The 11418-nt window shown below is 71.6% G+C and carries 9 protein-coding genes; 8 read left to right on the top strand and 1 reads right to left on the bottom strand.

Translation table 11 applies throughout. From position 1 onward, the window contains the following. Positions 1-128: 128 nt before the first annotated feature. The 4 genes from CC117_RS04105 to CC117_RS04090 all read left to right on the top strand — a co-directional run bounded on the left by CC117_RS04105 (position 129) and on the right by CC117_RS04090 (position 4224). Complete coding sequence (locus tag CC117_RS04105) at positions 129-635, top strand: MaoC family dehydratase (RefSeq protein ID WP_071082433.1); 507 nt, start codon at positions 129-131, stop codon at positions 633-635. Between the two features lie 58 nt (positions 636-693). Next, a complete protein-coding gene (locus CC117_RS04100) occupies positions 694-1527 on the top strand; it encodes a crotonase/enoyl-CoA hydratase family protein (RefSeq protein ID WP_071082432.1) in 834 nt (277 codons plus the stop codon). 217 nt (positions 1528-1744) lie between these two features. Next, the gene (locus tag CC117_RS04095; protein WP_071082431.1) at positions 1745-2590 is read left to right on the top strand and encodes an acyl-CoA thioesterase; all 846 of its coding nucleotides are present in this window, start codon (positions 1745-1747) and stop codon (positions 2588-2590) included. Positions 2591-3030: 440 nt separating this feature from the next. Next, positions 3031-4224 carry a thiolase family protein gene (locus tag CC117_RS04090; RefSeq protein WP_071082430.1) on the top strand — a complete coding sequence of 398 codons (1194 nt, stop codon included), beginning with the start codon at positions 3031-3033 and terminating at the stop codon, positions 4222-4224. A 150-nt stretch (positions 4225-4374) separates the two neighbouring features. Here the strand turns inward: CC117_RS04090 and CC117_RS04085 are convergent, their stop codons facing one another. Then, on the bottom strand, positions 4375-5052 hold the full coding sequence (locus CC117_RS04085; RefSeq protein ID WP_071082429.1) for a TetR/AcrR family transcriptional regulator: 678 nt from the start codon (positions 5050-5052) through the stop codon (positions 4375-4377). Between the two features lie 399 nt (positions 5053-5451). Here CC117_RS04085 and CC117_RS04080 point away from each other — a divergent pair, with 399 nt between their 5' ends. From CC117_RS04080 to CC117_RS04065, 4 genes are all read left to right on the top strand, one after another. After that, positions 5452-6192 carry an SDR family oxidoreductase gene (locus CC117_RS04080; protein ID WP_071082428.1) on the top strand — a complete coding sequence of 247 codons (741 nt, stop codon included), beginning with the start codon at positions 5452-5454 and terminating at the stop codon, positions 6190-6192. Between the two features lie 108 nt (positions 6193-6300). Continuing rightward, entirely contained in the window at positions 6301-7962 is a 1662-nt protein-coding gene (locus CC117_RS04075) for a carboxyl transferase domain-containing protein (protein ID WP_198541721.1), read from the top strand. A gap of 6 nt (positions 7963-7968) precedes the next feature. Continuing rightward, positions 7969-10107 (top strand): ATP-binding protein, encoded by a 2139-nt coding sequence (locus CC117_RS04070; protein WP_071082427.1) that lies wholly within the window; start codon positions 7969-7971, stop codon positions 10105-10107. 20 nt (positions 10108-10127) lie between these two features. After that, positions 10128-11279, top strand: coding sequence for an acyl-CoA dehydrogenase family protein (locus CC117_RS04065; protein ID WP_071082426.1), 1152 nt, complete (start codon positions 10128-10130; stop codon positions 11277-11279). Positions 11280-11418 lie beyond the last annotated feature (139 nt).

Below are 11418 nucleotides of genomic sequence, written 5' to 3'. Positions count from 1 at the left end.
GAGTACAAACTCCCCGGCTGAGTCGCGGCCGTGCTGTCCCGTGCCGCGGCACGGGACAGCACGCCACGTCAGAACGTCCATTCCGTCGGAACAGCCGGGCCAGGAACGGCAGGAAAGCAGGGGGTCGCATGCAGTTCGGCCGGTACTACGAGGAGTTCGAGGTCGGCGCGGTCTACCGGCACTGGCCCGGCAAGACGGTCACCGAGTACGACGACCACCTGTTCTGTCTGCTGACGATGAACCACCATCCGCTGCACCTCGACGCCAACTACGCCGAGCGGACCACCCAGTTCAAGCGCAACGTCGTCGTCGGCAACTACGTGTACTCGCTGCTGCTCGGGATGTCCGTCGCCGACGTCTCTGGCAAGGCGATCGCGAACCTGGAGGTCGAGTCGCTGCGGCACGTCGCGCCGGTCTTCCACGGGGACACGATCTACGGCGAGTCGACCGTGCTGGCCAAGGTGGAGTCGAAGAGCAAGGACGACCGTGGCATCGTCACCGTCGAGACCCGCGGGCTCAACCAGGACGGAACGCTCGTCTGCATCTACCGCCGCAAGGTGATGGTGCCCAAGCGCTCCTACGGCGAGGCCCGCGGCGGCGAGCAGCCCGGGCGTCCCGAGCCGCGGGTCTCCTGACCGGCGGCGCCCGAGTCCAGCGGGCCCGCATCCTGCCCCGCACCACCGGAGAGAGATCATGGCTGAGCTGGAGACCCCCCGCCCGGAGCGTCCGGCGCCCACCGCCGCCCCCGTGCCCGCCCCTGCCGACGGGGACGAACTGATCCGCACCGAGCACGGCCGGGTGCTCGTCCTCACCATGAACCGGCCGGCGGCGCGCAACGCGATGTCGCTGAGCCTGGCCACGGCGATCGCCGCCGCGCTGGACGAGCTCGACGCCCGTGACGACCTGAGCGTCGGCATCATCACCGGCGCCAACGGCACGTTCTGCGCCGGCATGGACCTCAAGGGCTTCTCCCGCGGCGAGCGCCCCGTCGTGCCCGGACGGGGGTTCGCGGGCGTCACCCACCAGCCGCCCCGCAAGCCGCTGATCGCGGCGGTCGAGGGCTACGCGCTCGCCGGCGGCTTCGAGATCGTGCTGTCCTGTGACCTGGTCGTCGCCTCGCGGACGGCCAACTTCGGCCTGCCCGAGGTGAAGCGCGGGCTGACCGCGGCGGCGGGCGGACTGCTCCGGCTGCAGCGCCGCATCCCCTACCACCTGGCGATGGAGCTCGTGCTCACCGGACGGATGTGGCCCGCGACCGACGCGGCGGACGTCCACCTCGTCAACCGGCTCACCGAACCGGGGGAGGCGCTGGGCGCCGCCCTCGACCTCGCGGGGGAGATCGCCGCCAACGCGCCCCTCTCGCTGGCGGCGTCCAAGCAGGTGCTGGCCCGTTCCGTGGACTGGTCGCTGGAGGAGGGCTTCGAACGTCAGGAGGAGTTCGTCGCCCAGGTGCGCACCTCCGCCGACGCCCAGGAGGGCGCCCGCGCGTTCGCGGAGAAGCGCCCCCCGCGCTGGACCGGCAGGTAGGCCGTCAGCCGCTGGCCACCGCCGCTGGTGGCGGTGGCCGTGGCGCCCGCGGGCACCGCTGGCGCCCACCGGCGTTCTCCTGACATGTTCCTTTCGGGGGTTTCCCCACCCGGCACGCTCCGTGTCGGGTTCCCTGGACGGAAGGTGACCTTCGTTGGATCTTCACGGTGCGCCCGGCCGCAGCGCCGTCGCGCGGCTCCGCGGGGCGTGGTAGCCGATGTTCCCCGTCGCTGACGTCCTCGCCGTGCTGGACCTGGAGCCGGTCGCCACCGACCGCTACCGCGCGGGCAGTGTCCACCCCGGCGGCCCGGTGGCCCACGGCGGCCAGCTGCTGGCCCAGACCCTGGTCGCCGCCCAGCAGGGCAACGACGGCAAGAAGGTCAAGACCCTGCACACGGTCTTCGCCCGCGCGGCTCGCCCGGACGTCCCGCTCGACATCGCGGTGACACGGGTGCACAGCGGCCGCAGCCTGGCGACGAGCCTGGTGTCGATCAGCCAGGGTGACCGGCTGTGCGTGCAGTCGCAGGTGATGCTGTCCGCCGAGGAACCGGACTTCATCAGCTACGCGCAGACACACCCGGCACCCCCGGCCGGCCCGCCCGCGCCGACCGGCCCGGATGGTGCCGCCGAGGCACCGGGCACCTGGCAGGTCCAGGTGGTCGGGGACGTCGATCTGAACGATCCCGACGTCGTCGGCCCGCCCGAGCTCGAGGTGTGGACCCGCTGGCCCGGTGCCCCCGACGACGCGGTGATCGGCCAGGCGCTGCTCGCCTTCGCCACCGACAGCTTCCTCATCGCCACGGCGATGCGGCCGCACAAGGGCGTCGGTCAGGCACTGGCACACCGCTCCATCTCGACCGGCGTCCTGAGCCACACGATCACGTTCCACCAGCCGAGCCCGGCCCGGGAGTGGCTGCTGATGTCACTGCGCAGTCCGTTCGCCGGGCAGGGCCGCAGCTACGGGCAGGGCGACGCCTTCGGTGGCGGGCAGGGTCTCGTCGCGTCCTTCGTGCAGGACGCCATGATCCGCGCCATGGCGGGTGGCGGCGGAGGTCACCTCTAGCTCCGCCAGGCTGGGCCCCTGCCCGGCGAGAACGGCGCTCTTCCTCTGGGATTGCGCGCTTCGCGCCGGGCGGAATGCTATTGGTCGACAGTCTCGGACACCGTCTGAGAGGATTTTCCTGGATGTGCCGGGGGCCTGCCGGCGGCGGCTGCTGCTGGCAGGCCCCGGTCCGTCCCGCGCATGGCGACGTCGGGTGATGGGCAGGGCACGCTGCGGGCAACCGTGGCTGTCGGGGCTCGGGAACCTCGTCCGGGACCAGAACACCGATGCCCCGCGCGCGCCGAACGGTGTCCGGACATGAGAGGTGCGCAGAATGAGGTTCCGCTGCGTTCTGTCATGTCCTGACCCCGATGTCGACTTCAGCATTATGAGGAACCTCACAGTGCCCGGGCTTTCCGGTCGGTGTCGTGAGGTTCGTGGTTCCCACAGGAGGAGCGAACGTGACGGAGCATGAAGCGGTAATCGTTTCGACCGCAAGAACAGCGATCGGTACGGCGGTCAAGGGTTCCCTCGTGGACGTCGACGCGTTCGCCCTCGGTACCCAGGCCGTGGCGGAGGCCGTGCGCCGCTCGGGTGTCGACCCGGCCGACATCGACGACGTCGTTCTGGGGGAGTCCCTCTACGGCGGCGGTGACATCGCCCGCTACGCGGCCATCGAGGCCGGCATCGTCGGCGCCGCGGGTGTCGCGCACAACCGCCACTGCGCCTCCGGGCTCGTCGCCGTGCAGACGGCGGCAGCCTCCATCCGGTCCGGGATGGACCGGGTTGTCGTCGCCGGCGGCACGAACTCCTCCTCCACCGCTCCGCGGTCGAAGCGGCGGCGGCCCGGCAGCGACGAGGTGGAGGACTGGTACTCCCCGACCCACCGCAACACCGCCGAGGCGCCCAACTTCGACATGTCGATCACCGTCGGCTGGAACGCCGCGGTGGCGGCGGGGGTCTCCCGGGAGGAGATGGACGCCTGGGCGCTGCGCTCGCACCAGCGCGCCATCGCCGGCATCGACAACGGCAGCTTCACCGAGGAGATCTTCCCGATCGAGGTGCCGCGCCGCGACGGGACGAGCTTCACCTTCGCCGTCGACGAGCACCCCCGGCGTACCACCAGCGCGGAGAAGCTCGCCGCTCTCAAGCCGCTGCACCCCGAGATCGAGGGCTTCAGCATCACCGCCGGCAACGCGGCGGGGGCGAACGACGGTGCCGCCGCCATGGTGATCACCGATGGTGCGTACGCCGACGCCCACGGCCTGGAGCCGCTGGCGGTCGTGCGGGCCTGGGCCTCGGTGGGCGTCCCCCCGGCGGAGACGGGGATCGCGCCGACGCTGGCGATCCCGAAGGCCCTGCGCCGCGCGGGTCTGTCGATCGGTGACATCGACCTGTGGGAGATCAACGAGGCGTTCGCCTCGGTCTCGGTGGCGGCCTCGCGGCTGCTGGAGATCGACGACAGCCGCGTGAACTTCCTGGGTAGTGGCTGCAGCCTGGGGCACCCGATCGCGACGACGGGCGCCCGCCAGGTGATCACGCTGATCCACGAGCTGCGCCGCCGCGGCGGCGGCACGGCGGTGTCGGCGATGTGCGCGGGCGGTGGCATGGCCAGCGCCCTCGTCCTGGAGGTACCCGCGCCGCGGGCCAGCTGACCCGGTGACGAGCCCGCCCGGTCACCGACCGGGCGGGCCGCGCTCCGCAGGGGCGAGGGCGGGAGCCGGCCAGCGCGGCGACGCCGCGCCCCCGGCCCCCGCCCTCGCGGTCAGGGCCCGGTCGTCAGCCGACCTTCGGACGCGAGCGGGTCACTCGATCTCCGGGTGGGACAGGTGCGCCGGTCTGTCGCGCAGGCGCAGCGCACTGACGAAGAGCCGGGTGAGCTGGTCCACCGCGTGCTCGAAATCGGTGTCGACGAGCCCCTGCACCAACCACATCTCGGCGAAACGGGAGATCATCGCGCCGAGCGAGTGTGCGGCGATCGCGGGGTCCACATCCTCGTCGATCAGGCCCAGGAGCTGGAGCTGGCGGAGGGAACCGACGACCCGGTCGCGATCGCGCTGCTGATGCTCGAAACGCTCACCGTTGAGGTGCGCGTCATACCGGGTGACCTGTTCGATGACGCCGATGATCCGGGCCTCCGCCCGGTAGCTCTCAAGATAGCGTCGGATTCCGTCGCGGATGCGCTCCCGCGGCGGTGCGGTCGACGACGGAATGAAGATGGACGTGCTCAGCGGGGCGTTGAGCAGGTCGCTCATCTCCTTCGCGACCTCGCGAAAAATCTGTTCCTTCGAGTCGAAGTAATGGTAGAAAGAACCGTGCGACAGGCCAGCCTGCTCCGCGATGTCCGATATCCTGGCCTCCAGGAAGCCGTCGTTCTCGAAGACGGTCTTCGCTGCGTCGAGGATTCGGGCCCGAGTCGCCGCGCCTTTGCGCGAGCGCGGCCCGTTCGGCTTCTCGCGGTCAGCCGGCGCGGCCGTCGACAATGCATTCTCCTTCAGCTGGGGGGCGGCCCGTATTCCTTCTCGCCGGGGCCGGCCCGCTTTGTGCAGGCAGGTGTCGTGGAGACTGTGGTCCTGGGTGGCAGGGTCAAGTTCCGCGACTATACTAGTTGGCCGGTGGCCAATTTGACTCGTTCCGCCGTCTGGTGATGGTGCTTCCGCGGGGTTGGTCGCGGGGTTGGTCGCACGGTGGGTTGTCAGCGCCGCGTGGCCCTCGTGGGTGCGCGGTTCGACTGCGGCGTGCACCACGCCGATCCGCGTCGGTCTGCGCCGGTCCCGCACGGGATCCGCGAGGTCACGCGCCGCTTCGGCCCCTGCTGTACCGTCCGTCCTGATAAGGCGCCCACCAGCGTCGTCAAACCTTGTGGATCATGGAGTGGAGCGATGCGGACAGTAGTAGTCGGAGCGTCGAGCGGACTGGGTCGCAGTATCGGCGTCGGCCTCGCGCGGCTGGGCGCCTCGACCGCGTTACTGGCTCGGCGGCAGGACCGCCTGGTCGACGCGGCCAAGGAGGCCGGGTCGGGAACGCTCGCGATCACGTGCGACGTCACCGACCAGGAGTCCTGCCAGCGGGCGATAGCCGAGGCGGCCGAGGGCCTCGGCGGTATCGACGCTCTGGTCTACTCACCCGGAGTGGGCCCGCTTTCCCGTCTTACCGATATCAGTGCCGAACTCTGGCACAGCACCTTCGCCACCAATGTGATCGGTGCTTCGCTGATCACTGCTGCGGCGATTCCCCATCTCACCGAGTCCGGTGGCACCGCGGCCTATCTTTCGACCGTCAGTGCCTCGATAACCGATCCGTGGCCGGGCCTCGGTGCATACGCGGTGAGCAAGGCCGCGCTTGACAAGCTGGTCCAGGCCTGGCAGGGCGAGCACCCGAAGGTCGGCTTCACCCGGATCGTCGTCGGGAACTGCGTCGGCGGCGAGGGCGACTCGGCGACGGAGTTCTCCTCCGGCTGGGATCGGGGCCTGGTGATGGAGGTGCACCCGACCTGGGTCAGCCGCGGCTACATCACCAACTCGTTCCTGCCTGTGGACGAACTGGTCCGCGTGGTGCACAACGTGCTCAGCAACGGGGCGAGCACGAGCGTCCCGACCGTCGTGGTGGGTCCGCGCCTCTAGGCGTGCCCGTCGCCCCGCCAGGCCGACACGGCCCGGCGGGGCGGCGTCCATCGGCTCGTCACGGGCTTCACCTCGACACAGCGGCCAAGTGCCGCTAGCCTCCGTCGCATGTTAGTCGACGCTAACATCGGCCGGCCGGCTTCCCGGGTGCGGGCGGAGCCCGCCGAACCCCTGCGCAGCCTGGTCGATGTCAAGGGCGATCCCGCACGTCACAACGCCGCCGCCTTCACGGACCTGGTGGACGAACTGCGGGGCAAGCTGGCGGTCACCGCCGCCGGCGGGCCGGAGAACGCACGCCGGCGGCATGTCGAGCGGGGCAAGCTGCTGCCCCGTGACCGGCTGGACACTCTCCTCGACCGGGGCAGCCCGTTCCTGGAACTGTCCGCGCTGGCCGCCGACGGGATGTACGACGGCGAGGCGCCCGGCGCCGGCATGATCACCGGGGTCGGCCGGGTCTCCGGCCGCGAGTGCGTCATCGTCGTCAACGACGCCACGGTCAAGGGCGGCACCTACTACCCGGTGACCGTGAAGAAGCACCTGCGCGCTCAGGAGGTCGCGCTGCACAACCGGCTGCCCTGCGTCTACCTGGTCGACTCCGGTGGTGCCTTCCTGCCCCGCCAGGACGAGGTCTTCCCGGACCGGGAGCATTTCGGCCGGATCTTCTTCAACCAGGCGACGATGTCGGCGCAGGGCATCGCCCAGATCGCCGCGGTGCTCGGCTCGTGCACCGCCGGCGGCGCCTACGTCCCGGCGATGAGCGACGAAGCCGTGATCGTCCGCAACCAGGGGACGATCTTCCTGGGTGGTCCGCCGCTGGTGAAGGCGGCCACCGGCGAGGTCGTCAGCGCCGAGGACCTCGGCGGCGGGCTGCTGCACTCGCGGAAGTCGGGTGTCACCGACCACCTGGCCGCCGACGACGCCGACGCGCTCGCCATCGTCCGGCGGATCGTCGGTGAGCTCGCGCCGCGCCCGCCGCGGCCCTGGGAGGTGGTGCCGACCGAGGAGCCGCTGCACCCGTCCTCCGAGCTGTACTCGGTCGTCCCGGCGGACCCGCGCACGCCCTACGACGTCCGCGAGGTGATCGCCCGGCTGGTGGACGGGAGCCGCTTCGCCGAGTTCAAGAAGGAGTACGGCTCGACCCTGGTCACCGGGGTCGCCCGCCTGCACGGGCATCCGGTGGGCATCATCGCCAACAACGGCGTGCTGTTCGGGGAGTCGGCGCTCAAGGGCGCCCACTTCATCGAACTGTGCGACCGGCGGCAGATCCCGCTGCTGTTCCTGCAGAACATCACCGGTTTCATGGTCGGCCGCGACTACGAGGCAGGCGGGATCGCCAAGCACGGCGCGAAGATGGTCACCGCCGTCGCCTGCGCCCGGGTACCGAAGTTCACCGTGGTGATCGGTGGCTCCTTCGGCGCCGGCAACTACTCGATGTGCGGCCGTGCCTACTCGCCGCGCTTCCTGTGGACCTGGCCCAACGCCCGCATCTCGGTGATGGGCGGCGACCAGGCCGCGGCCRTGCTCTCCACGGTCCGGCGCGACGCGATCGAGGCCCGCGGCGGGGAGTGGTCCGCTGACGAGCAGGCAGCGTTCGAGTCCCCGATCCGCGAGCAGTACGAGCGGCAGGGCAACCCCTACTACGCCACCGCCAGGCTCTGGGACGACGGCGTGATCGACCCGGCGGACACCCGCACCGTGCTGGGTCTGGCCCTGTCGGCCGCGGCGAACGCACCGCTGGAGCCGGTCGGCTACGGCGTCTTCCGGATGTGAGGGTCGATGTTCCACACGGTGCTCGTCGCCAATCGCGGTGAGATCGCGGTCCGGGTGATCCGGACCCTGCGCGAGCTCGGCGTCCGGTCGGTGGCGGTCTACTCCGACGCCGACGCGGACGCCCGCCACGTCGCCGAGGCGGACGTCGCGGTGCGCCTGGGTCCGGCCCGGGCGCTCGACTCCTACCTCAACATCGAGCGGGTGCTCGCCGCGGCGGCGGCCACGGCCGCGCAGGCGATCCACCCCGGGTACGGCTTCCTCGCCGAGAACCCGGCGTTCGCCCGGGCCTGCGCCGCCGCCGGCGTGGTCTTCGTGGGCCCGTCGGCGGAGGTCGTCGACCTGATGGGCAACAAGATCGCCGCCAAGCGCACCGTGGCGGCAGCGGGCGTTCCCGTCGTTCCCGGTCGCATCGAGCCGGGCATGTCGGACGACGACCTCGTCGCCGCCTCGGCCGAGATCGGGTACCCGGTACTGGTGAAGCCGGCTGCCGGCGGTGGCGGCAAGGGCATGCGGCTCGTCCGTGACCCCGCGGACCTGCCCGAGGCGCTGCGCTCGGCCCGGCGGGAGGCCGCCGCCTCCTTCGGCGACGACACGCTGTTCGTCGAGCGCTTCGTCGACACCCCCCGCCACATCGAGGTGCAGATCCTCGCCGACACCCACGGCAACGTCATCCACCTCGGTGAGCGTGAGTGCAGCCTGCAGCGGCGGCACCAGAAGATCATCGAGGAGGCCCCGTCGGTGCTCCTCGACGCCGCGACCCGGGCCCGTATCGGCGGCGCGGCGGTGGACGTCGCCGCCGCCGTCGGCTACGCGGGCGCCGGCACGGTGGAGTTCGTGGTCAGCACGCACCGTCCGGACGAGTTCTTCTTCATGGAGATGAACACCCGGCTGCAGGTCGAGCACCCGGTCACCGAGCTGGTCACCGGCGTCGACCTCGTCGCCGAACAGCTGCGGGTCGCCGCCGGCGAGCGGCTGCGGCACACCCAGGACGAGATCCGCCTCACCGGCCACGCGGTCGAGGCCCGGGTCTACGCCGAGGACCCGTCCCGTGGCTTTCTGCCCACCGGCGGAGATGTCCTCGCGCTGCGTGAGCCCAGCGGCCCGGGGGTGCGGGTCGACTCCGGGCTGCAGCCCGGTTCGCAGGTCGCCGCGACCTACGACCCGATGCTCGCCAAGGTCGTCGCCTGGGCACCCGACCGTGCCGGAGCGCTGGCCCGCCTCGACACGGCGCTGGCCGGCACCACCCTGCTGGGCGTGACCACGAACATCGCCTTCCTGCGCCGGCTGATCGGCCATCCCGACACCCGCGCCGGACGGCTCGACACCGGTCTGGTCGAACGCCACCTCGAGGCGCTGACCTCCCCGGACGCCGACAGTGCCGGTCCCGGGGAGGCAGCCGAGGGCGCCGTGCGCGCCCCGCGGCCGGCGGGCGAGCCGGCGCTGGACGCCGCACTGGAGGTGTTCGGCCTGGTGAGCGCGGTGGGCATGGTCCCGACCGGCCCACTGGTCGACCCGTGGGACATCCCGTCGGGCTGGCGGGTGGGCGGACCGGCCTGGTCGCGCTGGTCGGTGGCCGGAGCGGGCACGTCCAGCGGCCCGGCACACGAGGTCGCGGTCCTGCGGGAGGCTGACGGCGGGCTGCTGGTACGCCTCGGCGACGGCCGGCCCCGCCCGGCGGACCTGACCTGGCTGCCGGTCGCAGGTGCCGGCCTGCCGGCGGAGGCGCTGGTGACAGTGGACGGTCAGGCCCGGCGCTGGCAGGTCGCGGTGTCCGGCGACACCGTCTGGGTCGGCGCCGGCGGTTCTGCCTGGGCACTGGCGGAGCGCCGGGCCGAGCGCGACGGCGACGGCGCGGGCGGTGAGCGGGGCGGAGAGGCGCGCAGCCCGATGCCGGGCATCGTCGTGGACGTCCGCGCCGCCGCCGGGGACACCGTCGAACCCGGCGCTCCGCTGGTTGTCGTCGAGGCGATGAAGATGGAACACACCGTGGTGGCGGCGGTGGCCGGCCAGGTGAAGGACGTGTTGGTCCGGGTGGGTGATTCGGTGGCGCTCGACGCGCTGCTGGCGGTGGTCGAGCCCGCGGCCGAGGCCGACCCGGGAGCCGGCGCCGAGCGTACGGCCGTGCCCATCGACGCGGGCCACTGACCCGAAGAAGGAGAAGGACCATGGCCGACTACCGGTTGAGCGAGGAACACGAGAGCCTGCGCAAGACGGTCGAGGAGTTCGCCCGCGAGGTGGTCGCCCCGGCGGCGGCCGGTCACGACGAGGCGAAGACCTTCCCGTACGAGGTCATCGCGCAGATGGGGGAGATGGGCCTGTTCGGCCTGCCGTTCCCCGAGTCCTACGGTGGGCAGGGCGCGGACTACTTCGCGCTCTGCCTGGCGATCGAGGAGCTGGCCCGTGCCGACTCCTCGGTGGCGATCACCCTCGAGGCCGGGGTCGGCCTCGGCGCGATGCCGATCTACCGGTTCGGCACCGAGGCGCAGCGCGAGGAGTGGCTGCCGGTGCTGGCCAGCGGCCGGGCGCTGGGCGCCTTCGGCCTGACCGAGCCGGGTGCCGGCAGCGACGCCGGGGGCACCCGGACCACCGCCCGGCTCGTCGACGGCGAATGGGTGATCAACGGCGCCAAGGCGTTCATCACCAATTCCGGTACCGACATCACTCGGGTGGTGACGGTGACCGCGGTGACCGGTGAGCCGGTGAACGGCCGGCCGCAGATCTCCTCCATCATCGTCCCGGTCCCGACGCCGGGATTCAGCGCCGGCGCGCCCTATTCCAAGGTGGGCTGGCACGCCTCCGACACCCGGCCGCTGTCGTTTCAGGACGTGCATGTCCCGGCGGCGAACCTGCTCGGCGAGCAGGGCCGTGGCTACGCGAACTTCCTGTCGATTCTCGACGAGGGCCGGATCGCCATCTCGGCGCTGTCGGTGGGGCTTGCTCAGGCCTGTGTCGACGAGAGCGTGAAATACGCGAAGGAGCGCGAGGCGTTCGGCGCCCCGATCGCCCGGAACCAGGCGATCGCCTTCAAGCTCGCCGAGATGGAGACGCGCACCTACGTCGCCCGGACCGCCTACTACGACGCCGCCCGGCGGATGCTCGCCGGCCTGCCGTTCAAGAAGGAGGCGGCGATGGCGAAGCTGTTCTCCTCCGAGGCCGCGGTGACGAATGCGCGCGAGGCCACGCAGATCCACGGCGGCTACGGGTTCATGAACGAGTACCCGGTGGCCCGGCACTGGCGCGACTCGAAGATCCTCGAGATCGGCGAGGGCACCAGCGAGGTCCAGAAAATGCTGATCGCACGCCATCTCGGCGTCTGAGGGACGGGGCCGGACAGCACATGAAGCGCATCGTCGAAGCAGTGATGGCCGGTTCGCCGCGGTCGGTGGAGCGGCGGGCGGAGTTCGCCGCGTTGCCGGTTCCGGAGTCGTACCGGGGTGTGGTGGTGCGTCGCGACGA

It is taken from the genome of Parafrankia colletiae (assembly GCF_001854655.1).
Classification (GTDB): domain Bacteria; phylum Actinomycetota; class Actinomycetes; order Frankiales; family Frankiaceae; genus Parafrankia; species Parafrankia colletiae.
Note: the sequence above shows the minus strand (reverse complement) of the source record. Positions and strands in the feature narration are given on the sequence as shown.